18 protein-coding genes are annotated in these 22,537 nt (G+C 62.7%); 13 read left to right on the top strand and 5 right to left on the bottom strand.

What is annotated here, in order from left to right:
- Nucleotides 1-58: 58 nt before the first annotated feature.
- Entirely contained in the window at nucleotides 59-436 is a 378-nt protein-coding gene (locus tag KIO76_RS19860; RefSeq protein ID WP_213324876.1) for a hypothetical protein, read from the bottom strand.
- Nucleotides 437-1,493: 1,057 nt separating this feature from the next.
- On the opposite strand from KIO76_RS19860, the gene KIO76_RS19855 reads away from it, so the two are divergent.
- Nucleotides 1,494-3,569, top strand: coding sequence for a M3 family metallopeptidase (locus KIO76_RS19855; protein ID WP_213324875.1), 2,076 nt, complete (start codon nucleotides 1,494-1,496; stop codon nucleotides 3,567-3,569).
- 248 nt (nucleotides 3,570-3,817) lie between these two features.
- On the opposite strand, the gene KIO76_RS19850 is transcribed toward KIO76_RS19855, so the two are convergent.
- Nucleotides 3,818-4,753 carry a DMT family transporter gene (locus KIO76_RS19850; protein WP_213324873.1) on the bottom strand — a complete coding sequence of 312 codons (936 nt, stop codon included), beginning with the start codon at nucleotides 4,751-4,753 and terminating at the stop codon, nucleotides 3,818-3,820.
- 105 nt (nucleotides 4,754-4,858) lie between these two features.
- On the opposite strand from KIO76_RS19850, the gene KIO76_RS19845 reads away from it, so the two are divergent.
- The 11 genes from KIO76_RS19845 to KIO76_RS19795 all read left to right on the top strand — a co-directional run bounded on the left by KIO76_RS19845 (nucleotide 4,859) and on the right by KIO76_RS19795 (nucleotide 17,733).
- Nucleotides 4,859-5,818: a dihydrodipicolinate synthase family protein gene (locus KIO76_RS19845; RefSeq protein WP_213324871.1), complete on the top strand. Its 960-nt coding sequence runs from the start codon at nucleotides 4,859-4,861 to the stop codon at nucleotides 5,816-5,818.
- The gene (locus KIO76_RS19840) at nucleotides 5,811-7,004 is read left to right on the top strand and encodes a mandelate racemase/muconate lactonizing enzyme family protein (protein WP_291977358.1); all 1,194 of its coding nucleotides are present in this window, start codon (nucleotides 5,811-5,813) and stop codon (nucleotides 7,002-7,004) included. The genes KIO76_RS19845 and KIO76_RS19840 overlap by 8 nt, the downstream gene beginning before the upstream one ends.
- Nucleotides 7,005-7,165: 161 nt before the next feature.
- Entirely contained in the window at nucleotides 7,166-8,416 is a 1,251-nt protein-coding gene (locus KIO76_RS19835) for an ABC transporter substrate-binding protein (protein ID WP_213325360.1), read from the top strand.
- A 234-nt stretch (nucleotides 8,417-8,650) separates the two neighbouring features.
- Complete coding sequence (locus KIO76_RS19830; RefSeq protein WP_213324869.1) at nucleotides 8,651-9,703, top strand: M14 family metallopeptidase; 1,053 nt, start codon at nucleotides 8,651-8,653, stop codon at nucleotides 9,701-9,703.
- Nucleotides 9,700-10,659: a carbohydrate ABC transporter permease gene (locus KIO76_RS19825; protein WP_213324868.1), complete on the top strand. Its 960-nt coding sequence runs from the start codon at nucleotides 9,700-9,702 to the stop codon at nucleotides 10,657-10,659. The genes KIO76_RS19830 and KIO76_RS19825 overlap by 4 nt, the downstream gene beginning before the upstream one ends.
- Before the next feature lie 12 nt (nucleotides 10,660-10,671).
- Entirely contained in the window at nucleotides 10,672-11,502 is an 831-nt protein-coding gene (locus KIO76_RS19820) for a carbohydrate ABC transporter permease (protein ID WP_213324867.1), read from the top strand.
- Nucleotides 11,503-11,517: 15 nt separating this feature from the next.
- A complete protein-coding gene (locus KIO76_RS19815; RefSeq protein WP_213324866.1) occupies nucleotides 11,518-12,648 on the top strand; it encodes an ABC transporter ATP-binding protein in 1,131 nt (376 codons plus the stop codon).
- 229 nt (nucleotides 12,649-12,877) lie between these two features.
- Nucleotides 12,878-13,861, top strand: coding sequence for an NAD-dependent epimerase/dehydratase family protein (locus KIO76_RS19810; protein ID WP_213324865.1), 984 nt, complete (start codon nucleotides 12,878-12,880; stop codon nucleotides 13,859-13,861).
- The gene (locus KIO76_RS19805; RefSeq protein WP_213324863.1) at nucleotides 13,837-15,546 is read left to right on the top strand and encodes an SMP-30/gluconolactonase/LRE family protein; all 1,710 of its coding nucleotides are present in this window, start codon (nucleotides 13,837-13,839) and stop codon (nucleotides 15,544-15,546) included. Before KIO76_RS19810 ends, KIO76_RS19805 begins: the two co-directional genes overlap by 25 nt.
- A 4-nt stretch (nucleotides 15,547-15,550) precedes the next feature.
- Nucleotides 15,551-16,309 carry an SDR family NAD(P)-dependent oxidoreductase gene (locus KIO76_RS19800; RefSeq protein ID WP_213324862.1) on the top strand — a complete coding sequence of 253 codons (759 nt, stop codon included), beginning with the start codon at nucleotides 15,551-15,553 and terminating at the stop codon, nucleotides 16,307-16,309.
- Nucleotides 16,309-17,733, top strand: a complete 1,425-nt coding sequence (locus KIO76_RS19795; RefSeq protein ID WP_213324861.1) for an FAD-binding oxidoreductase — start codon at nucleotides 16,309-16,311, stop codon at nucleotides 17,731-17,733. Before KIO76_RS19800 ends, KIO76_RS19795 begins: the two co-directional genes overlap by 1 nt.
- 50 nt (nucleotides 17,734-17,783) lie before the next feature.
- On the opposite strand, the gene KIO76_RS19790 is transcribed toward KIO76_RS19795, so the two are convergent.
- The 3 genes from KIO76_RS19790 to KIO76_RS19780 all read right to left on the bottom strand — a co-directional run bounded on the left by KIO76_RS19790 (nucleotide 17,784) and on the right by KIO76_RS19780 (nucleotide 19,964).
- Nucleotides 17,784-18,005, bottom strand: coding sequence for a hypothetical protein (locus KIO76_RS19790; RefSeq protein ID WP_213324860.1), 222 nt, complete (start codon nucleotides 18,003-18,005; stop codon nucleotides 17,784-17,786).
- Between the two features lie 186 nt (nucleotides 18,006-18,191).
- The gene (locus KIO76_RS19785; RefSeq protein WP_213324858.1) at nucleotides 18,192-18,563 is read right to left on the bottom strand and encodes a hypothetical protein; all 372 of its coding nucleotides are present in this window, start codon (nucleotides 18,561-18,563) and stop codon (nucleotides 18,192-18,194) included.
- 531 nt (nucleotides 18,564-19,094) lie between these two features.
- On the bottom strand, nucleotides 19,095-19,964 hold the full coding sequence (locus KIO76_RS19780) for an outer membrane protein (protein ID WP_213324857.1): 870 nt from the start codon (nucleotides 19,962-19,964) through the stop codon (nucleotides 19,095-19,097).
- A gap of 841 nt (nucleotides 19,965-20,805) precedes the next feature.
- Here KIO76_RS19780 and KIO76_RS19775 point away from each other — a divergent pair.
- The gene (locus KIO76_RS19775) at nucleotides 20,806-22,536 is read left to right on the top strand and encodes an ArnT family glycosyltransferase (RefSeq protein WP_213324856.1); all 1,731 of its coding nucleotides are present in this window, start codon (nucleotides 20,806-20,808) and stop codon (nucleotides 22,534-22,536) included.
- Nucleotide 22,537 lies beyond the last annotated feature (1 nt).

Here is a 22,537-nt window from a genome sequence, read left to right as displayed (position 1 = left end):
CACCGCATGCATCTTCCGGCGCCTGAGCCCGATGTCCAGCGGGAGACCTCGTCTCCTGCTAGTGCTGCTGGGGTGCTTCTGGCGAAGCTTTGCGCTTCACAGCGCGCGCGAGAAACTCGGCAAGGCGGCCACATTCGGGGAAAGGAACGGCATAGTGCAGCCAGCCGAACCGTGGGTCGCGCAAGTGGAGAACGGTAAAATCCTTGTCCTGCGGAAGCTCGGCCGAGAATCGCGGATTGGTGATGGCCTGAACCGGACGTCCAGGCTGCCAATCCGCCTCGACGCGAGGCTCCATACGGGCCCGCATTTCCCCAAGTCCCTGCAGGATCTGCTCAAGCTGCGCGGCATCGATCTCGAGGGCAACGGCAGGATTGTTCTCATCCGACAGGGTGACGGTTTGCGTCTCGGGATTGTGGTGCAAGCGAACGACAGCCATACGGATCTCCTGACAAACATGAAGCGACGCTAGTGGACCCGCCCTCGACCGTCCACCGTGAGCTTGGCGGGCATAGTGTGTTCGCTATATCAGGCTTTTGTGAAATGCATACCGTGGAAGTCGGTTCTTCCAAAAGGATCACCCCCGGTTGTAGGGACCGGGGGTGAAGAAAATTAGCACCTCAGGACGCGGACGGCGCGTCATAGGCTGCCAGCTTATCGGCGGTAGCACCTCTGAACGCGTTCAGTCCGCCACCCGCCATAGGGACCCCGTACACGAACGGTCTCCCACCGGCAGACGCGCCGGGGACCCGCCCGATAGCCATAGCGGTATCCGGGAGGCGGCGGGCGGCGATAGCCGGGAGGCGGCGGGGGATAGTACTGGGCTGGCTCGACGTTCAATACGGGCGCCGGCGGCGACAAGGGCATGCCCACCGGGGCCGCGGAGGCGGGGGCGGCTACGAGGCCTGCGCCGACCAACAGGCCAGCCGTGGCCAGAATGCGACCAAATGATTTCAGCATGGATTGCTCCTCCTATAGATGAAAAGTCTTGCCTGCCTCTGCGGTTCCAACGCGGGAGGTATTACCGCGCATCTGTGGCAATCGGATCGACGGCCGAGATGACGACGCGGCAGATCTCAGCGCCTTTGCGGTGCCGGGCAGACATTCAATATCCTTGTTCAAGACTCGCAGGCATTACCGACGCTTTGCTGTCTGACAAAGCAAGTAAAGAATTTTCGAGATGAACCGCAGATTAATGACCCTGAACGTTACAAAAGATTAATGTGCATCGTATCGGGACGATGCGCTCCAGTATGGCGCCATGGTAAATGTCCCGTAAATGAAAATCTGCTGATGTCGGTTGCTGATTGGTTTAGTCCCGCAAATTTGCTTATATGTTTTTACAATATTCGCATGATCGATAGTGGTGCTGCGGCGCGTGACGAGCCTTTCGCGCCGTCTGCCCTTGAGTGGCTGCCAAATGGGCTGGCAGTTCAGCCTGGCGGTTCCCTCCGTTCCCGCTGTCGCCTAGAATTCGCCCCGGAATGGAGAATTTCATGGTCGATCGCCTGACTGATTCCCCGCGTGTGCAGCATGGCGCCAATCCCTTGCTGGAAACATGGGAAACGCCATTTGGCGTGCCACCTTTCGCGCGTATCAAGCCGGAGCATTTCGAGCCGGCCTTTCACGCGGCGCTCGCTGAGCACGACGCGGAGATCGATCGGATAGCCCGCAATCCGGCGCAAGCGGACTTTGACAACACGATCGCGGCGCTGGAGCGCAGCGGCCGCAGTCTCACGCGGGTGGCCGCCGTCTTCTACAATCTCACAGGCGCGCATACGAACAAGGCGTTGGAGGCTATCGATCGCACCATTTCCCCGGTACTCGCCGGCCACCGCAACGCGGTTTACCAGAATGCCGCCCTCTTCACGCGCGTGGAAGCCGTGGCAGCAAGCGGTGAGGGGGTGACGTCTGTAGAACAGGCGCAGGTACTCGACCGCTATCGCAAGGCTTTCGTGAGGGCAGGGGCCGGGCTCGAGGCGGCCTCCAAGGAGCGTCTGGGCGAGATCGCCAAACGCCTTGCGCTATTGGGCACCCAATTCGCCCAGAACGTTCTCGCTGATGAGGCGTCCTACAGCCTGGTGCTGAAGGGCGAGGAAGATCTCGCTGGCCTGCCGGAGTTCCTGCGGGACGCCGCGGCGGAGGCGGCCCGGGAGCGCGGCCATGACGGGCAGCATGTAATCACGCTCTCGCGCTCCAGCGTCGAGCCTTTCCTGATGTTCTCCGCAAGGCGCGACCTGCGCGAGCAGGCCTTCAAGGCCTGGATCGCCAGGGGGGAGACGGGCAAGACCGACAACCGCTCCCTTATTGCGGAAACGGTGGCGCTGCGCGCTGAGCGTGCGCGGCTTCTCGGCTTTCCAACTTTTGCGGATTTTCGACTCGACGATTCCATGGCGAAGACCCCCGCTGCCGCGCTCGCGCTGCTCCAGTCGGTTTGGACGCCAGCCTTGCGGCAGGCGGATGCCGAACGCGCCGCTCTTGAGACGCGTATGGTGACTGATGGCGTCAACGGACCACTGCAGCCCTGGGACTGGCGCTATTATGCGGAGCAGGTGCGCAAGGCGGAATTCGATCTCGACGAGGGCGAGATCAAACCCTATCTCCAGCTCGACACCATCATCGACGCGGCCTTCTATGTGGCGAGGAAGCTCTTCGGCCTGACCTTCGCCGAGCGCCTCGATCTCAGCCTTTATCACCGGGATGTCCGTGCCTTCGAAGCCAAAAACGCGGCCGGCGAGGTCGTCGGGCTATTCCTGGGCGACTATTTCGGCCGGGCTTCCAAGCGCAGCGGTGCATGGATGAGCTCTTATCGCACCCAGGAGAAATTTGACGGTGAGGTTAAACCCATCATCGTCAATGTGATGAATTTCGCCAAGGCGCGGGATGGCGAGCCAACCCTGCTCTCCTTCGATGACGCCCGCACGCTGTTCCACGAATTCGGCCACGCGCTTCACGGGCTGCTTTCGAACGTCGATTATCCCATGATCGCCGGCACGAATGTGGCCCGGGATTTCGTGGAGTTTCCCTCGCAGCTTTACGAACATTGGCTGGAGCAGCCGGAGGTCCTGAAGCGTTTCGCCCTTCATTATCGCACGGGGGAGCCGATGCCGGACGCCTTGATCGCGCGCATTCTCGCAAGCCGGAACTTCGGCCAGGGCTTCGCGACGGTCGAATATGTCTCGTCGGCCTTGGTCGATCTCGATTTCCACAGCCTCGCGTCCGCTGACAACCTCGATGTTACGGCTTTCGAAAAAGCATCGCTCGCGCGGATCGGCATGCCCGACGCCATTGTCATGCGCCACCGGCCCACGCATTTCACCCATGTCTTCGCCGGCGATGGCTACTCGGCAGCATACTACAGCTATCTCTGGTCAGAGGTGCTCGACGCGGACGGCTTCGGCACCTTCGAGGAGGTCGGGAGCGTGTTCGACCCTACTGTCGCACAACGATTGAAGGATCACGTCTATGCGGCCGGTTACCGGCAGGCGCCGGAGGCTGCCTACCGGGCATTCCGGGGCCGCGATCCCGATCCGGCGGCGTTGTTGCGCAAACGCGGCTTCGCCTCCGCTTGAAGTCGGGATCGACCTCTGATCGTCACTTTTGGTGGGATTGGAAGCTCGGGGACCGCTGTGCCATCCGGAAACGACAAAGCTGTTGTTCGGGATCCGGGAACACCGCCGCTTCAGCACGAAGGTCCCTTGCGCAAGGACTGACGGCACTCACGATCCGCATCGGTTCTGGATCCCGGGCCCGAGCTGACGCTCGTCCCGGGATGACCGCCGTCGGCAGCGGGTGATTCCCATCCACCCGATCGGCCGGACTATCTGTGCCGCGCCGCCATGAGGGGCATGGCGAGCCCGCTCGCAATGATGAGGGCTGTCCCGGCGAGCGCGAGCGCGTCAGGCATGATGCCCAGAACCACAATATCGAGCACAAGCGCCAGCGGAACGCTCGTGTAGCGCAAAGGGCTTGTTATCGCGAGCCGTGCATTGCGGATCCCCTGCGCGATCAGAACATTGCTCGCGATGTAAAGCGCCACGGCCGCGGCGAGAATGCCGATGTCGCCGATGTTGATGGGCTTCCAACTGCTTCCCAGTGAGAGGGTGAGCCCCAGCAGGAGCGTGGCCGCATTGGCCATGGCGGTCATACGTAGCGAGCCATAATTGCGCGGCATGGAGCGCGTCAGCACATCGCGCAGCGCAAAGGCGAGCGCGCTGAGCGTCACCATGGCGAGGCCCGCCGGCGAGGCATCGAGACCGGGGCGAAGCAGCAGCAGGGTACCGGCTAGCCCAAACCCGATCGCGACCCAGGCCGTTGCAGGCGTCGCTTCATGGAGCACGAAGCGGCCGATCAGCGCCGTCATGATCGGTATGGTCATCAATACGGCGGTGACCAGAGCAAGCGGCATACGAGTCACTGCAAAGATGAGGCAGGCGGTGGCGGTGGCCTCGCATGCCGCGCGCACAAGCACCGCGAGTGTGAAGGGTGATGGCCTCGGCGGCTGACGCCGGGCGCGCCAGGCAATCAGCGGCAGGATGACCAGCAGGGCCGCACCCGAGCGCAGCGCGATGATTTCCGAGACGGGTAGCATCGCGAGCAGTTTGAAGAAGAAATTGTTCCCGACGCCTGCCGCGACCGCAACGAAGGTCTGGAGGATTCCCAGCCGCTCCTGGTCGTGACTGTCGGGCGGGACCGAAGGCCCGGCCGGCTGGCTTGCGCGACCGGCCTCATCTGGAGCTGGCGAGGAAAATGACATGGATCGGGATCGGCCGAGATTGCGTGAAGCTGGCAAGGGTCCGGGGCGCCGCCGCAGACCGCTTGACGGTAACAGGCGTTCCGCATAAGGTCCACGATGAAAAACATGAGATCCATAGTATGGATCAAACAGGAGGATCGATTGCTCCAAGGCCTATCGCTCACCGGCATCCTGCCCGTCCTGCCCACGCCGTTCCGTCGCGATGGGGCTGTCGATCTTCAGGCGATGGAGCGCATCGTCGATTTCGCGCTCGCCTGCGGTGCCAATGGTTTGGTCTTTCCGGGCTTCGCGAGCGAGGTCGACGATCTGACCGCTGACGAGCGGGCCACGCTGCTGCGCACGGTCGTGGCGCGCGTTGCGGGCCGTGTGCCGGTAATCGCGGGGGCGAGCGCGCCGAGTGCGGAAGAGGCGATCGCCCATTCACGGGATGCGGTGGCCGCCGGCGTCACCACGGCCATGATCCAGGCGCCAAAGAGCGTCGGCGTGGGGGCTGAGGCTGTCGGTGGGTTCTACCGCGCCATTGCGGAAGCCGTCCCGGAACTCAGCATCGTCCTCCAGAATGCGCCCGCGCCACGGGGCTCGGACCTTAATGCCGAGACCATTCACGCCATCGTGGCGGGTAATCCTTCCATCACCTATGTCAAGGAAGAGACGCTGCCCTCAGGGCCGCCGATCTCCGCGATACTGAAGGGCAAGCCGGCCCATCTCAGGGGCGTGATCGGGGGCGGGGGGGCGCGCTACATCATCGATGAATACCAGCGCGGCGCCTGCGCGGCCATGCCGGCCGTCGAGATCACCGACGTCCATGTCGCGCTCGACCGCGCCTTCCGGGCCGGCGATATCGCCAAGGCGCGCGAGCTCTACATGCGTACGTTGCCGCTGCTGGTGATCCAGGCCAATTACCGCATGCGCTTCACCAAGCATGTGCTCAGCCGTCGCGGCGTCATGGACAACGACGTCGTGCGGGCCAAGCTTCTCTCCTTCGACGATTATGATGTGGCGGAGATCGACGCCTGGCTCGACTTGGCGCGGGACCTTCTGACCGGGGAGGGCGCGCGTGGCTGAACAACTGGCCGGGCATAAGCCTGATCAAGTCGCGAAGGTCGAGGTCTTCTCGATCACTATCCCGCGGGACACACCCTATCTCGGGGCGCTTCGCCCCGGCGAACGCGTGAACGAGAAAGGCTACATCGTGCGGCTCGGCAACCGCACGGTCTATCCGACCGCCGACCGGACGGTGGTCGTGCGCATCGAGACCCGCGACGGGGCGGTCGGTTGGGGCGAGACCTACGGCATCGTCGCGCCTGGTGCCGTCATCGCCCTGATCTCGGACCTGCTCGGGCCCTTCGTGGTCGGACGCGATCCCCACGACGTGGTGGTGATCCACGAAGATCTCTACGATCTCATGCGGGTGAGGGGCTATACGGGCGGCTTCTATCTCGATGCCCTGGCCGCGATCGATATCGCGTTGTGGGATCTCTCGGGCCAGCTCGCCGGCCTGCCCATCGTCAAGATGCTCGGCGGGCAGAGGCATGATCGTTTGCCGGCTTACGTGTCCGGGCTCCCCAAGCGAACCCTGGCCGAGCGCGCGGATTTCGCGGCAGAATGGCAGGGCAGGGGCTTCGACAGCTTCAAATTTGCCGCGCCGGTCGCCGACGATGGCGTGGTTGCGGAGATGGAGAGCCTGCGTGGCCGCCTCGGGCCGAAGGCGCGCATCGCCTGCGACATGCACTGGGTCCACACCGCGGAGGAAGCGGTTGCCCTGATCCGGGCGATGGAGCCGCACGGACTGTGGTTCGCCGAAGCGCCTGTGAGGCCCGAGGATGTTGACGGGCTCGCCCATGTCGCGAAGTCCGTTTCGGCGACGGTGGCGGCCGGCGAGGAGTGGCGGACGGTCTTCGATCTCGTGCCGCGTGTCGCACGCCGCGCCTGTGGTATCATCCAGCCGGAGATGGGCCATACGGGGATCACCGAGTTCATGCGCATCGGCCGTTATGCCGAGGCGCATCATCTCAAGGTCATTCCGCATGCCACCATCGGCATCGGCCTGTTTATGGCGGCGAGCCTCCATGCGAGTTCGGCGCTGACCGTGGTCGAGTGTCACGAGTACCAGCATTCGGTTTTCGAACCGAACCGGCGTCTGATCGAGAGCGACATGGACTGCGCGTCCGGCCTCTATAGCCTGCCGACCGGAACAGGGCTTGGCGTCAAGCCCTCTGAGGAAGCGCTCAAGCTGCTGCAGAAGCATTGACGCGGCGGGCCGCATCGCTGCCATCCGCTCACACGCATTGTCCAATCCGGGTGGCCGGAAACGGCCCCCTTCGTTGAAGCCATAAATTTCGGGAGGGATATAGAATGACATTCAATTGGATGAAACGTTGGGCCGTCGGCGCCGTTGCTGCGACAGCTCTGATGGCGGGAGCCGGCCAAGTCCTGACCGGGCAGCCTTTCATGAGCCAGGCTTTTGCCGCCGATAAGGTGCTCAAATTTGTCTCGTGGCAGAAGGACGAGCGCGGCGTCGGTGACTGGTGGGCCTCGGTCATCAAGGAATTCGAGGCCAAGCACCCTGGCGTCAAGATCGAATGGACGAAGGTCGAGCGCGGCGCCTTCGCCGACACGATGACGACCCTCTTCGCCGGCGGCACACCGCCGGATATTGTGCATCTGGCGTCGTTCGAGTTCCAGAAATTTGCTGACAACGGCTGGCTGGCCGACCTTGACCCTTTCATCAAGAAGTCGAAGCTCGATCTCAACAACTGGGCTGGCCAGGAAAAGTGCCAGTGGCAGGGCGAAACTGTCTGTATCATGATGCTCTACTACGGTGGGCTCATGGCGTATAACGAGGATCTTCTTAAGAAGGCGGGCGTTAGCCTGCCGAAGAACTGGGACGAGTTCATCGAAGTCGTTCGCAAGACAACAAAGGACACCAACGGCGACGGAATCATGGACCAGTTCGGAACCGGCCATGAGACGAAAGGCGGTGGCGGGCAATATCTCGCCGAGATGATCAGCTATCTCCTCGACGCCAAGGCCGCCTTCACCGATGCCAAGGGCAACGTCACCATCGACACGCCTGAAATGATCGAGGGGCTGCGGCGCTGGAAGACGGTCATCAAGGACAATCTCACGCCGCGCGACCTGTCGGCCGGCGAAATTCGCCAGCTCTTCGCGGATGGCCGCATAGCGATCCGGATCGATGGCCCGTGGCTCTACCCGATCATCGAAAAGGCCAAGCCCGAGGTGCGCCCGAACCTGAAGCTCGCCGCCCCGCCGTTCAACCCACCGCTCGGCGGCACATCTAACGTGCTCGGCATCGCGAGCGAGGTTTCGGAGGAGAACCAACAGCTCGCATGGGATTTCATCGCGATTGCGACCTCCGATCAGTTCCAGTCGAGCTTTGCCACGTTGGCTAATTCAACGCCGCCCAGCCCCCGCGCCGATGTGACCGAGGCCAAGAAGACGACCCCGCATTTCGATCTGCTGATCGAGACGCAGCAAGCGGCCGCGAAGGCTGGTGTCGACCGTATTCCAGTTGGGCTGGAAATCCAGTTCAACGAGTTCGCCAAGATGATCATGGAGGAATCCCAGCGCATGATCATTCAGGACCTCGACCCTGCCCAGGTCGCCAAGACGATGCAGGCCAAGGCCGAGGCCATGAAGTGAGGGCGTAGCGCCCTACCCCTTACCGCTCCCCACAAGGGGAGGGGCATCGGTTGGCGGCGCGCCTCTTTCCCCAGTGCACGGCATGGTGTCGGATTTATCCGCAACGCTGCCGTCCCCCTCCCCCTTGTTGGGAGGGGGTAAGGGGTGGGGGAACAGGCGCTGCCCCTTCCGCAGATGACCGCTAGACATCGAACAGCGACCAAACCAAAGCCCTGAACATCGATCCGGACCACCATGACCGCTGAGAGCCCAACCATCGCACAAGATTCAGCGCGCGAGGATTTGGCCGTATTGCGCGACCGCGCGACGGCAGTCAGCGCGCGGATCGAAGAAGAACGTCGTCACACCGGCATCCCGCGTCGGGATCTCAGCCCCTTCGCGAAAGGTGAGGGCGGGATTCCCTACGCATTCACTTTCGACAGCGGCCGGGCCGGTCCGCATGTGCTGGTGACGTCCCTTGCCCACGGCAACGAGCCGGGTGGGCTTGAGGCGGTGATCACCTTGCTCGAACGGGGCATTCGTCCGGAGATCGGCCGTTTGTCTCTCGCCATCTGCAACGTGGCCGCCCATGCCGCGACCAATGGCGTGGATCCCTACGGCATTCGCTTCATCGAGGATGATTTCAATCGGCTATGGGACGACGCGATCCTCGACAGCGATCGTCGTTCCGTCGAGCTCGATCGCGCCCGGCAGCTACGGCCGCTGGTCGCCAGCGCTGACGTGCTGCTCGACCTCCATGCCACGCCCTATGAGGCGACCCCTTATTTCGTGCTGAAGCCCGGCTCGCGTGCGGCCGCGCTCGCCGACCGCATCGGGCAGCCCCATACGCGCTTTGTCTTCAACAAGGGCAGCGTCCACAGCCCGACCCTGACCAACTACAATCAATTCAGCGACCCCGGTGGAAACGCTATAGGCCTGACGGTCGAATGCGGCCTGTTTTTCGCGCGGTCCAGCGCCGATGTCGCCCTTTCGACCATCGCGAAGCTGCTCGCCGTCCATGGCCTGATCTCCGATGAGACCGCAGCCTCGCTCATCGTTTGGCGAGACCCGTCCCCGCGGCGGCTGATCACGGTCGAGGAGGCGCAGGCCGTCGAGACCGCCGGCGTCCGCCTTCTCAGCCGGCCTGGCGACTTCGTTGCGTACGCTGAGGGCGAGGTTGCCGCCTTCGACGGCGAGACGCCGATCCGCGCGCCCTTCGATGGGGCCGTCCCACTCTGGGTCAAGCAGACCTTCGTCGCCGGCGATACCGCTTTCATGTGGGCCCGCCAAAGCTTGGAGCGCCAATGAACCAGCACCCCACCATCGCGCCGCCCTTCACGCCGAGCTCTGCTCCATCGCGCCGCAGGTTCGGTCTCGACTTGGCCCGGCCGAGCCGCCGCCATTGGCTCGGCTACCTGCTGCTGGCGCCGGCGGTGGTGCTGATCGCGCTGATCATCATCTATCCGTTGTTCGTCTCGGTCGACATGTCCTTCCAGAACGTCGGTCTCGTGAGGCTCGGCGCTCCGCGCCGTCCCTTCACGACGATCAACTACGAGCGGCTGTTCACGTCGCCCGAGTTCTGGATGGCCTGTTGGGTGACCTTCAAGCTCATCGTCGTCGTCACGATCGCCTGCTTCGTGCTGGGTGTAGGGACGGGGCTGCTCGTGAACAACAAGTTCCGGGGCCGGGCGATCGCACGGCTGTTCGTGGCGCTGCCCTGGGCTGTGCCGGAGATCGTCGCAGTCGTCATCTTCGCCTGGATCTTCGATTCCTCCTTCGGCCTGATGAACTGGTTTTTCATCAAGCTCGGCCTCGTCAACACGACCATCAACTGGTTCTCGGACCCGACCGCGGCCTTCGCGGCGGTGGCGGTGACCATGGTGTGGAAGGGCTATCCGTTCGTGTCGATCATGACGCTGGCTGGTCTCCAATCCATTCCGGAGGATTTCTACAACGCCGCCCGCGTCGACGGCGCCAATGGCTGGCAGCGCTTCATCAACATCACCTTGCCCTGTCTGATGCCGGTGCTCGGCGTCACCATGGTGCTGACCATCCTGTGGGTGTTCCGCGATTTCTCCATCATCTACGTGCTCACCGGCGGCGGCCCGCTGAAGGCGACGCAGACCCTGTCGATCATGACCTACGAGCAGGCCTTCAGCTTCTTCAAGATGGGCTATGCCTCGGCGGTCGGCGTCGTCACCCTCATCCTCTGCGTCATCGCCAGCCGCCTGATGGTCGGGCGCTCGGCTGAATCGATCTATTGAGGAGGCACCGCGATGCGCACACGTCCCAGCCGTCAGGCTCTTCTCTATCTCGGTGTCGTCCTCACCTGCGGGGTGCTTCTGTTCCCCATCTACTGGCTGGTGGTGACGGCGCTTTCGCCGGCGGACTCACTGCATCATCTGCCGCCGAAGTTCTGGCCGGAGGTGCCCCAGTGGGGCATCTTCAGGCAGATCATGGAAGAGCGGCCCATCCCGCTGTGGCTCGGTAACTCGATCCTCGCGGCACTCGGTTCGGTCGGCATTTCGATGTTCGTCTCCGTCTTTGCCGGCTATTCGCTGTCACGCTTCCGGTTGAGGGGCGGGCCCTCGCTCGGCCTGTTCATCCTGACGGCGAAGATGCTGCCGGCGACCCTGCTCGTCATTCCGTTGTTCGGCATCTTCCGGCAGCTCGGTCTGATCGGCAGCTTGTGGTCGATCATTCTCGCCCATGCGACGCTGATCGTTCCCTTCAGCACCTGGATGCTGAAGGGCTATTTTGACACCATTCCGCGTGAGCTTGAACAGGCGGCCATGGTCGACGGCTGCTCGCCGCTCGGCGCCATGTTCCGCGTGATCCTGCCGGTCGCGACACCCGGGCTCGCCGCAACCGCTCTCTACGGTTTCGTGCTGTCGTGGTCGGACTATGCCTATGCCCGCACCTTCCTGACCAACTCGCAGACCAACTGGACGGCCAATCTAGGCATCACGACCATGAAGGGCGAGTACATCACCAACTGGAACCAGATTTCGGCCGCAGCGGTACTCGTCGCCCTGCCGATCATCGTCATCTACCTGTTCCTTGAGCGCTACCTCGTCGGCGGGCTGACCGCTGGCGCCGAAAAGTGAGGCCGTGAAACACGCATGGCGGGAATCCGTATCGAACACGTCACGAAATCCTATGGTCCGCTCGCGGTCCTGAAGGATTTCAATCTCGACATCGCCGACGGTGAATTCGTGGTCTTCGTCGGCCCCTCCGGCTGTGGCAAGTCGACCATGTTGAAAATCCTCGCCGGCCTGGAGGAGGCGACCTCAGGTCGCGTGCTCATCGGCGACCGGGAGGTGACGGATCTGGCGCCTGGTGATCGTGACATCGCCATGGTGTTCCAGAATTATGCGCTTTATCCACATCTTACCGTGGCCAAGAACATGGGCTTCGGCCTGAAGATGCGGGGAACTCCGGCCGCCGAGATCGATCGGCGCGTCAAGGAAGCGGCCCGTATTCTCGGCGTCGAGCACCTGCTCGAACGTAGGCCGCGGGCGCTCTCGGGCGGCCAGCGCCAGCGCGTGGCGCTCGGGCGCGCCATCGTGCGTGAGCCGCAGGCCTTCCTGATGGATGAGCCTCTGTCCAACCTCGATGCCAAGCTCCGGGTGCATATGCGCGCCGAGATCAGCGCCCTGCACAAGCGGCTCGGCGTCACCACGATCTATGTGACGCATGACCAGATCGAGGCGATGACGATGGCTGATCGCATCGTCATCATGCGCGATGGCGAAATTCAGCAGATCGCCGCGCCGGATGAGATGTTCGCGAACCCGGCGAATCTGTTCGTCGCCGGCTTTATCGGGTCACCGGGCATGAACTTCCTCAAGTCGAAGCTGAAGCTCGGCAGCGGAGCAGGGACGGTCTCGCTCTATGGGCAGGACGTGAAACTGACGTTGCCGGCCGAACGCCTGAAGCCCCTTGATGGCCGCGAGGTTATTCTTGGCCTGAGGCCTGAGCATATCACGGAAGGCAACAGCCCGGTCACGTTCACGGTGAGCCCGCGGCTCGTCGAAAGCCTAGGCAGCGAGAAATATGTCTATTGTGACATTCCCGAGGCCAATCGCACCGACATCGCGCGCGCGGCGGGGGTCGATGACGAGCGGGGGGATGCGCAGATTGCGCGCCTGATCAACGCGGGCGACATCGCCCTTGGCCGGCCGGTCCAGCTCGGGTTCGATCCGGCACGCCTGCATGTGTTCGACGCCGAAACCGGCCGCGCGGTGCGGTGAGGGGAAGACCTTTTCGAGGCGGCGGTCACCTCTTCCCGGCGGGAGAGATCGGACGCGCAGCGTCCGGGCGAGGGGATATTTCCCCTCTCGATGCCCCTCATCCTGTCCTTCTCCCCGCCGGGGAGAGGGGACGCTGATGATCAGGCTCGGGCGAGCGGTGGTGAGGCGCTATTCCTCGGGTCATCAGTGCGTGCAAGACAACTGTCATTTGGCAGACTAGAGGACAATCATGACCATCGTCGTTACCGGCAGTGCCGGCCGCATTGGCTCCAAGGTGGTGCAAGCGCTCATCGATCGCGGTGAGCAGGTTGCGGGTTTCGATCTGCGGCCGCTCGGGCTCGTGTATCAGAACTATCGGGAAGTGGTCGGTCCGTTTGACGATCGCGACGCGGCGAGGCGCGCGCTCGAAGGCGCGACCGCGATCCTTCACCTTGGTGCCTTCATGTCGTGGCTGGCGGCGGACGCCGACAAGCTGCACCGCGCCAATGTGGATGGGACACGGGTCATTCTGGAAGCTGCCGTCGCCGCCAAGGTCGGCCGCATCGTCTTTGCCTCGTCGGGCGAAGTTTACCCAGAGAATGTGCCGGACTATCAGCCGATTGACGAGAAACATCCGCTCAAGCCGCGTTCGCCTTACGGGCTCACAAAACTTCTGGGCGAGGATCTCGTGCGCTTCACCGAGCGCACGGCCGGCATCCCCTCCGTCATCCTGCGCTTCTCGCACACCCAGGACGCGAGCGAGCTCCTGGATCCCGCGAGCTTCTTCTCCGGGCCGCGCTTCTTCCTCCATCCGAAGATCCGGCAGCAGGAAGCCTTCGGCAACCGAGCGGCCGTGGAGGCCTTGAAGCGTGTGGACGATGGTCGCGAGGCGCTCGTACTGTCACGCAACGAGAACGGCCGTCCGTTCAAGATGCATATCACCGACACGCGCGACATGGTGGCCGGCATCCTGCTCGGACTAGACCATGACAAGGCGGTGGGCGAGGCCTTCAATCTGGGCGCCACAGAGCCCGTTGACTTCGCCGACGCCCTGCCGCAGATGGCCGCCGTCACCGGCCTTCCGCTGCATACCGTCGATCTGCCCGGGGCGGGTGTCTACTATCACACCTCCAACAGCAAGATTCGCGACCTATTAGGATTTCGACCGGCATGGACGATCGATCGCATGATCGGCGAGGCGGCACAGACATGGACCAAGACGCGCGCGTCCTGACGCCTGAGGAGCGCGATGTTCCGACGGGCGCCGCGGCGCTCGCCAAGGGCCTCTATCTCCTCGACGTCATCGGGGAGTATCCCTCGCCGCCGCGCTTCAAGGATCTGCAGGCGGCAACCAAACTGCCGAAGGGCACGCTTGCCCGCATGCTCAATACGCTGGTGCTGTTCCGTCTGGTACGGCACGAAGATAGCGACAACACCTACCGGCTCGGCCACCGGCTGTTCGAGCTGGCGCACCGGGTATGGGAATCCTTTGACCTCCGTGGCGTCGCCGGGCCTATGCTCGAGCGGCTGGCCGATGAGACCCGCGAAACGGTGGCGGTCTGCGCCATTGATAATGGTGAGGTGCTCTATATCGATCAGCGTTCGCGCGGCGGGGCTTTCGGCTTCCGCATCGAGATTGGCCGCCGGGCCCCGCTGCATTGCACGGCCGGCGGCAAGGCGCTGCTTGCCTTCGCCGCCCCGCACGAGCAGCGCGCACTGCTCGATGGCATGACGCTTGATCGCTATTCCGAGCGTACGATCACCGATGAGGGAGCGCTCGTCGCCGACCTCGCCTTGTCCCGCGCTCGCGGCTATGCCATCTCGCTCGCTGAGCATGTGCCCGGGGTCTCCTCGGTGGCCGCGCCGGTCTTCGACCACACGGGCAAGGCCGTGGCCGCCCTCGGCGTTTTCGGGCCGAGTTCCCGCCTCTCCAACGATCGCCTGCATGTCACGGGGCGCGATCTGATGGCGGCTGCCCGCCAGATTTCCGGGAACGTCGGTGCCTCTCAGCTCAACATCACCTCTTACGTCCGGCCCGGGCGGGTCGCCGACGCGGATGTGGAATGCGTGCTCCCCTGGGGGGCGCATCTCGCGGAGGGGCCCGTGTGGTCAACGCGGGAGCAGCGCCTTTACTGGGTCGATATCCTCGCGCCCGCCGTCTACCGCTTTGATCCGGCGACCCGGAGCAACGAGGAAGTCGTGATGCCGCGCCTCATCAGTGCGGTCGCGCCGCGCCATGACGGTGGTCTCGTGGCCTTGACGCAGGATGGCCTCGAAGCCTTCGATTTCGCGAGCGGCCGCCTGACGCGGCTTGTCGATCCTGAAGCCGATATTCCTGACAACCGCTTCAACGACGGCAAATGCGATGCGCGGGGGCGCATGTGGGCTGGCACCATGCGCCTCGACGCAAGCCGCGCCGCGGGCGCGCTCTACGCTATCGGGCCGGATCTCTCCTGGCAGCGGGCCGATACGGGCTTCACCGTGGCCAACGGGCTGGACTGGAGCCCTGACGGCCGCACGCTCTATTTCGCCGACTCGGCGGGCCGCATCTACTCCTATGCCTTCGATGTCGAGACCGGCACCGTTGGCGAACGCCGCATCTTCGCGTCCGTCGACAAGGAGGAGGGGCGCCCCGATGGCCTCGCCGTGGATATCGAAGGCTATGTCTGGTGCGCTATCTGGGATGGTTGGTGCGTCAGGCGTTTCGCGCCGGACGGCACGCTCGATCGCGAGGTGCGCCTGCCCGTGCCGCGACCGACCAGCGTCGCCTTCGGCGGGGGCGATTTGAAAACGCTGTTCATCACGTCCGCACGTATCCGCCTGCCATCCCGCGTGCTGACGGACGCACCCTTCTCCGGTGGGCTGTTTGCGTTGCCGGTCGACGTACCGGGGCTGCCAGCGCATGCCTTTGCGGGATAGCATCATGAGCCAAGCGAAATATTCCGACCTCGCGGCCAAGCCCGTGCTCGTCACCGGAGGCGCAGACGGTATCGGTCGCGCCGTCGTGGAAGCCTTTGCTGCGCAGGGCGCGCATGTCGGCTTCCTCGATATCGACGCTAGCCGTGGCCAAGCGCTGGCCGACAAGCTTGCCGGGGAGGGCGCCGCGACGGCCTTCGCCGCTGTCGACCTGCGTGACATCGCGGCGACATGCGCGGCCATCGACACGCTCGCCACAAAGCTCGGACCCTTCTCGATCCTCGTCAACAACGCGGGCCATGATGAGCGGCACCGCTTCGATGACGTTACACTGGCCTACTGGGATGACCGGCTAGCAGTGAACCTCCGGCACATGATGTTCGTGACGCAGGCTGTTGTGCCCGGCATGCGAGCAGGGCGCGGTGGGGCGGTGATCAACCTCAGTTCGACCTCCTGGATGCAGGGCGCACCGGGCATCATCGCCTATACCACGGCAAAATCCGCTGTGGTCGGCTTCACGCGCTCACTCGCGCGGGAACTCGGCGGTGATGGCATCCGCGTCAATGCCGTCACTCCTGGATGGGTGATGACGGAACGCCAGCGCGCCGCCGCCACTCCTGAACGCCTCGCCAGGGCGCAGGAGCGGCAGGCGCTTAAAGGTGAGATCCTGCCCGAGGATATCGCCGCCATGGTCCTGTTCCTCGCGTCTGATGCCGCCCGCATGTGCACGGGTCAGAACTACATCGTCGATGCAGGGGTGGTGTGATGAGCTTGAAGAAGCTCGGCGCCCTGGCTGATGCGCTCGATCCCGCCGCTATCCTGGTGACCGAGGATGACATGACGCCCTATCTCGCCGACTGGCGGGGGCGTTATGTCGGCCGAGCCGAGGCGGTTTTGCGTCCGCGCAGCGTGGAGCAGGTTTCAGCGATTCTGCGCTGGGCCAACGAGACACGTACGCGGGTCTTCCCGCAGGGCGGCCACACGGGATTAGCGGGTGGTGCGACGCCTGACGAAAGCGGCACGGGGATCGTGCTGGCGCTCGGACGGCTCAACCGCATCCTTGATATCGATACGGCCGGCAATACGATGGTGGTGGAGGCTGGCGCTATCCTTGCCGATGTGCAACGGGCGGCGGCCGATGCCGAGCGGCTTTTCCCGATGAGCCTCGGCAGCGAAGGCAGTTGCCAGATCGGCGGCATCGTCGCCACCAATGCGGGCGGGATCAATGTGATCCGCTATGGTACTACGCGTGAGCTCGTCCTTGGGCTCGATTATGTGCTGGCCGACGGCACCCCTGTGCATGGCCTCAAACGCTTGGCCAAGAACAACACCGGCTATGACCTGCGGAATCTGCTGATCGGTTCCGAAGGGACGCTTGCGGTGATAACCGCAGCCGCGCTCAAGCTCTTCCCGCGGCCGACAGCAAGTGCCAGCGCGTTCTGCGCAATGCCAAGCCCGCAGACGGCGGTGGATCTCCTGTCCTTGCTCCGGCAGCACCTCGCCGGCCGCATCTCCAGCTTCGAATTGATGTGCGACGGCGAGATGGACCTCGTGCTCGACAACGACGGCGCTTTGCGCCTTCCTGTTGAGACAAGGGCGCCGTGGTATGTCTTCATCGAGGCGAGCGATAGCGGCGAGGAAGCCTCACTCGCTGAAATGCTGACGGCGGCGCTCGGCGAGGCCCTCGAGAGGAACCTCGTGCTGGATGCCGTGATCGCGCAGAACGCGGCTCAGGCCAAGGCGATCTGGCATCTGCGCTTCGCCGTGTCTGAGGCCAACCGGCGTGCGGGTCCAAATGTCTCCCATGATACCTCCGTGGCGACCGCTGACGTGCCGGCCTTCCTGGCCGGGATCTCGACCGCGCTGAGTGCCCGCTTCCCCTCAGTGCGTCCGCTGTTCGTGGGGCACGTCGGAGACGGCAATATCCATGTCATCGCGCTTTTTCCGCACGGCAGCTTCACTGACCGGCTGGCCTTCGAGAAGGCTGCCGTGGCCGTGAATGACTGTGTATTCGAGGTGGTTGACCGATTCGACGGGAGCATCAGCGCCGAACATGGTATCGGGCGCTCACTCGCCGGCCGCTTGGCCAAGCATACGGATCCAGCCGCCTACCATCTGATGCAGGGCATCAAGCGGCTCTATGACCCGCTCGGGATCCTCAACCCGGGCAAGATTTTTCCGGGGAACTGAACATCCGGCGCGACGAGGGCCTGCAGGGATGCGGCCCTCGCCTCGGGAAACTAGTGAGCGACCTCAGTCGCCGCAGCGGCTTCAAGGGCTGCGAGGAATTTCCGTGCATCCTTCTCAAAAACGCTCCAATTGGGCTTGGTCTTCGGAACCTCCGTCGTGCTGTCACCAACCTGGATGGTTTCCGTCAAGCCAGTGCCGAGAAGCTTGTCGGGATCCTGTCCCTCAGCCTCGCACAAAGCGCGCGCCACGCGCTCAATCGCTTCGTTCGTCATAGCGACTCCTTCTCGATCTGTTTTCCTGTCGCGACCGCGGTAGCACGGAAGCAGCATGAAACACAAAACCCACAGTCCGCATCGTCTTTGTGACGAAGTGGGACAGGAGTTCGATTTCGACCGGATTCAATGACGAAATCCGGGAAGCGCTTGCTTGTCCCGGATAAATGCATGCCTGAGTTCTGCTCAGGCGTGCAAAGGATGCGGAAGCTCGATTTCCAGCTGATGCGACTTGTCGATAACGCCCCGCCACCAGGGTCTCGCTTTTGGAAGCGGAGACACGGGCGCGTCGGCGTCTTCTGGCAACATCATTCCTCGAAGGAGGAACTCCGTACGGAGGTCGCGCCGCGCGACTTTCGCGGCTTCCACGGAATCGGCGGCAAGTAAACTGCTGAGGATCTGCGCCCAACATGGGTCAGGCTCGTGCTCAATAAGCTTCTGCACGACTACAATTGCATCGTTAACATTGCCGATATGGACAATATTACCTTCCCACGGCAGGTAGACGTCCAAGCTGGGTCTTATGGATATATTATGTTTGTCCAAGGCATTGTACATGAGACTTTCTCCCCCAAATCTCATTCAAACCTAGCATTATCGCGAAGCCCAAAGGTTCCCCGCCTCGCAAAAATAATGTGGCAAACAGTGCAACTTTCAGTCTATTAGACTAAAGTACTATCCCGTGGTCCCGGACGCCGGGGCGGCCTCAAGAAAAGGGCGGACTCGACAGGATGGCGAATTCAAAGCCATTGTTTTTGCATGGTTTTTTCTTTCCAGTCGCGCTTGGGCTCGAAGAGGCATCCCATAAAAGAATGTTGCACGATGCGGGGCGCAACCGACCGATCGGCGTTTTGCGGGGGAAGTCGGCCAAGCTGTGAATAGCGAGGATCGTTTCGGCGGACGCGTTTCCAAGGGACGCGGCCCAGTCTTGCATCTCCGGGCAAGAAAGCCGGCGGATAGGCCGCCGGCTTTGTGTGCGTGTGTTTGCAATATGATAAATAAAAATATTGTATTGAAGGTAAAAAGGAATTAGACTTAGTTTTCAGAAAATGAAGAATTGCAATATAACAATAATATTAAAGATAAATCCTACCAAAGTCCGTTGAACTTATAATTCAATCCCGCCCTGACGACGCCGAATTCCCTGTCATTTTTACGCTGCGTCCCATAGTAATAGGGGTAGACGGCAGGATTGGCATAATTATACGCGTAGAGATAATCACCATCGTTATTCTTATCGCTGCCCAGGTTGACATACAGGCCCTCGAGCTTGGCCGTCAGGCTGTCCGTGAAGGCATATTCAAGGCCGCCGCCGACAACCCATCCACCTGAGTTGCTGCTGCCGCGGCGTCCGCCGTAATACCAGGGATAGCCGAAGGCCGCCTCTTGGCCGCCATAGTAGCCGTCGTTGTGCTTGTTATCGCCGCCGCCATAGGCGAAACCGCCAGTCGCGTAAACAAGGACCCGGTCAAAAGCTACGCCGAGCCTCGCACGCACAGTTCCAAACCATTCCACCGAGTTATCGCGGCCGTTCGGGCCGTAATAGGGCCAGCCAGCGTTGCCCTGGCCGTAGTAATAAGCGGCGTACGAATAGGCCCAATCGTTGTTATTGCGAGAAGATCCAAGATCCGCATACTGAATATCGGCTTCGACGCCGGCGACAAACTGCCCGAACTGATAGTTGTACCCGATCTGGCCGCCACCGATGAAGCCGCCATTCGATGAATCGTCGCCGTAGAGAACGCCTGTATACGGATCATAGCGATCGTGGTTGTCATTGGTACCGCCGCCATAGCCGGCGTTAATGCCAGCATAGAAGCCTGTCCACGTGAACAGGGGAACAACAACGACCGGAGCGACCGGCACGACCGTCCTGCTGGGCAAATCCGCTGCCAGCGCCGAGGCGCCTCCAGCGGCAACAACGGCAAGCGCGACGCAAGATGACTTGAACATCCTCATGTGGAAATCCCTCCAATGGTCGAGGCTTGGCAAAAACCTAGCAGCGAATTTCCACCAGCGGGAGGGGTGTAAAGGACTTATCCATGGTTTCGTTCAGTATGTTGCTTTTTTGTTGTTTAGACATTCTTATGAATATTTATAAATCGTAACTTTTATCGAGGATTCTGGCTCATATTTTCTTATATAGTTGGCGAGTCTCGTCATAGAAAGTATTGATATAAGATTTTCTCTGGGTCACGGCAGATGCCGTGACCACTTCTTGCCTCTCTGCAGGTCAACGTGCGCCCGAGGGAGCGCGGGGCGCAGTCCCCTGCATCGATGGTGGAGGTGGAATCACCGTCGTGTCCTCCAGGACGCCTGGCGGACGTTTCTTGGAGCAGCCCGCTAACGGCACGAGGCCGACGAGGGTGCCAAGGACAAGGGCGGCGAGGAGAGGCTTGGCAGGTTTCATGCGCGGTCCTTTCGAGTCCGAAACACAGGGGCGAACAGTCAATTCCTTGTGTAGCTTTCCTGTCGCGTCAGGCCAAGGCAGGTCCGAGAGCAACTTGGCACAGGCCCTCGAAAGCGACATCACTCGGAGGGCAGCTTTGCCCCGGGGAATGGCACGGAGCGCGGCGAATCGCCCTAGCCCGTTGTGAAGACGTCGCCACGGCAATAGAACGCAGCGGTGCGATTGCGCCGGAGGCGTGCCCCCGATAATACACCCTCACCGGGACGGCGGGATCGTCGTCCTGAACGGACTGCCGGTGGGGCGCCGGGGAAGTCCCGCGTTGGCTGACTGGCGTTTTCGCGGCTGGCGCCGTGGTTCCGCCAAGCGTATGTAGCGAGATACAGGAAGCGGATGGCTGCCCTGAACGGTACGAACAGCAAGGCGCTCGAACGGGGCGCGGTCGGAAGCGGTGTCCCTGTCGGCAACCGCTTTCTTGGGATCGTCGAGAGCCGTCATTGGATTGCGGTCGCGTTGCTGCTGCTGATCGCTTTCGCAGCTTTCCTGCCGGGGTTTGCCTCCCTGCAGCCCATGGACCGCGACGAGCCGCGCTTCGCGCAGGCCACGAAGCAGATGCTGGAAAGCGGCGACTTCGTCGATATCCGCTTCCAGGACGAGGCACGCCACAAGAAGCCGGTCGGCATCTACTGGCTGCAGGGGACGGTCGTCGCCTCCGCCGAGGCACTCGGCGTGCCGCAGGCTCGGACCACGATCGCGCTCTACCGGATTCCCTCGCTGCTTGGTGCTCTTGCCACGGTCGTCCTGACCTATTGGGCGGGCTTGATGCTGGGGCTCGCCCGTCGCGAAGCATTTCTGGCAGGTGCCTTCATGGCCTGCTCGATCCTGCTCGGGGTCGAGGCGCGTTTCGCCAAGACAGATGCGGTGCTCACCGCCTGCTCGGTTGCCGTGATGGGGGGGCTGGCAATGGCGTTCCTGCGGCCGCAGGAACGCTTTTCCCTCCTCGGCGCGATCGCCTTCTGGGGCACCTTAGCGCTCGCGATTCTGGTGAAGGGGCCGATCACACCGATGATCGCCGGCCTCGCCACAGTCATCCTCTGCATCCATCAACGCTCGGGCCGGTGGCTGACGGCGCTGCGGCCAGGGCTCGGCATTTTCCTTGTCGCCCTGGTCGTCGCGCCATGGTTCATAGCAATCTGGGTCAAGAGCGGCGGCACATTTTTCAGCGAAGCTATCGGCAACGATATGCTCGGCAAGGTGGCGAGTGGACAGGAGAAGCATGGAGCGCCGCCAGGTTTCTATCTCCTCGCGTTCTTTGGGACGTTCTGGCCGGCGGCCGTGCTGACAGCTATTGCCGTTCCGTTCGTCTGGCGGAGCCGCCGCGAGCCATGGGTGGTCTTTTGCCTTGCCTGGATCCTGCCATCCTGGCTCGTCTTCGAGGCGGTGCCGACAAAGCTGCCTCACTATGTGCTGCCGCTCTATGCGGCTATCGCGGCGCTCACGGCGCGTGCCATCTTCGCGGGAGCGGTTGGTCCGCATCGCCCCCTGGCAAAAAGCGCAACACTTCTCATTCCGCTCATTCCGCTGGGGTTGGGGGTCGGGCTCAGCTATTTCGGCCTGACCTACGATGGTGTCCTCCCTTATGCCGCGATCCCGGGCTTCGTGCTGACGGTGGTGATCGCGGTTGTCTCCTGGATCCTTTTCCTGCGTGACAGGGTTGTCGGCAGCGCGCTTGTCTCCCTGATCGCCGCCCTTGCCCTGTCCGTCTCCGTATTCGGCCTCGCGCAGCCGCTGCTGCGCGCCCTGAAGCTGTCGCCGCGTCTCGCGGAGGCTGTTGCCGCAGTTGGCTGTGAGGCGCCGGCGGTGGTCACGGCCGGCTATCGCGAGCCGAGCCTCGTGTTTCTCGTCGGAACGGATCTCGCGATGACGGACGGTGTAGGCGCCGCGCATTTCTTGACCGCGCCGGGATGCCGCGTGGCGTTGATCGAGGCACGCGAGCGCGACGCGTTCTCCCAGGCAAGCGCAGCCCTTGGTCTTTCTCCCACGCTCGTCACAAGCGTGCCAGGATTCAACATCAATGGGGGACGGCGCCTCGTTGTCGACGTCTATGCCGTCCGGCGGGATTGAC

Origin of the sequence: Chelatococcus sp. YT9, assembly GCF_018398315.1 — a bacterium.
Classification (GTDB): Bacteria; Pseudomonadota; Alphaproteobacteria; order Rhizobiales; family Beijerinckiaceae; genus Chelatococcus.
Note: the sequence above shows the minus strand (reverse complement) of the source record. Positions and strands in the feature narration are given on the sequence as shown.

Bases quoted from the DNA above. Each gene is read 5' to 3' on its own strand.
- KIO76_RS19855 (WP_213324875.1), top strand. From the start codon at position 1,494: ATGGTCGATCGCCTGACTGATTCCCCGCGTGTGCAGCATGGCGCCAAT.
- KIO76_RS19835 (WP_213325360.1), top strand. From the start codon at position 7,166: ATGGCGGGAGCCGGCCAAGTCCTGACCGGGCAGCCTTTCATGAGCCAG.
- KIO76_RS19785 (WP_213324858.1), bottom strand. From the start codon at position 18,563: ATGTACAATGCCTTGGACAAACATAATATATCCATAAGACCCAGCTTG.
- KIO76_RS19830 (WP_213324869.1), top strand. From the start codon at position 8,651: ATGACCGCTGAGAGCCCAACCATCGCACAAGATTCAGCGCGCGAGGAT.
- KIO76_RS19800 (WP_213324862.1), top strand. From the start codon at position 15,551: ATGAGCCAAGCGAAATATTCCGACCTCGCGGCCAAGCCCGTGCTCGTC.
- KIO76_RS19775 (WP_213324856.1), top strand. From the start codon at position 20,806: ATGGCTGCCCTGAACGGTACGAACAGCAAGGCGCTCGAACGGGGCGCG.
- KIO76_RS19790 (WP_213324860.1), bottom strand. From the start codon at position 18,005: ATGACGAACGAAGCGATTGAGCGCGTGGCGCGCGCTTTGTGCGAGGCT.
- KIO76_RS19805 (WP_213324863.1), top strand. From the start codon at position 13,837: ATGGACCAAGACGCGCGCGTCCTGACGCCTGAGGAGCGCGATGTTCCG.
- KIO76_RS19850 (WP_213324873.1), bottom strand. From the start codon at position 4,753: ATGTCATTTTCCTCGCCAGCTCCAGATGAGGCCGGTCGCGCAAGCCAG.
- KIO76_RS19845 (WP_213324871.1), top strand. From the start codon at position 4,859: ATGAGATCCATAGTATGGATCAAACAGGAGGATCGATTGCTCCAAGGC.
- KIO76_RS19825 (WP_213324868.1), top strand. From the start codon at position 9,700: ATGAACCAGCACCCCACCATCGCGCCGCCCTTCACGCCGAGCTCTGCT.
- KIO76_RS19780 (WP_213324857.1), bottom strand. From the start codon at position 19,964: ATGAGGATGTTCAAGTCATCTTGCGTCGCGCTTGCCGTTGTTGCCGCT.
- KIO76_RS19815 (WP_213324866.1), top strand. From the start codon at position 11,518: ATGGCGGGAATCCGTATCGAACACGTCACGAAATCCTATGGTCCGCTC.
- KIO76_RS19795 (WP_213324861.1), top strand. From the start codon at position 16,309: ATGAGCTTGAAGAAGCTCGGCGCCCTGGCTGATGCGCTCGATCCCGCC.
- KIO76_RS19810 (WP_213324865.1), top strand. From the start codon at position 12,878: ATGACCATCGTCGTTACCGGCAGTGCCGGCCGCATTGGCTCCAAGGTG.
- KIO76_RS19820 (WP_213324867.1), top strand. From the start codon at position 10,672: ATGCGCACACGTCCCAGCCGTCAGGCTCTTCTCTATCTCGGTGTCGTC.
- KIO76_RS19860 (WP_213324876.1), bottom strand. From the start codon at position 436: ATGGCTGTCGTTCGCTTGCACCACAATCCCGAGACGCAAACCGTCACC.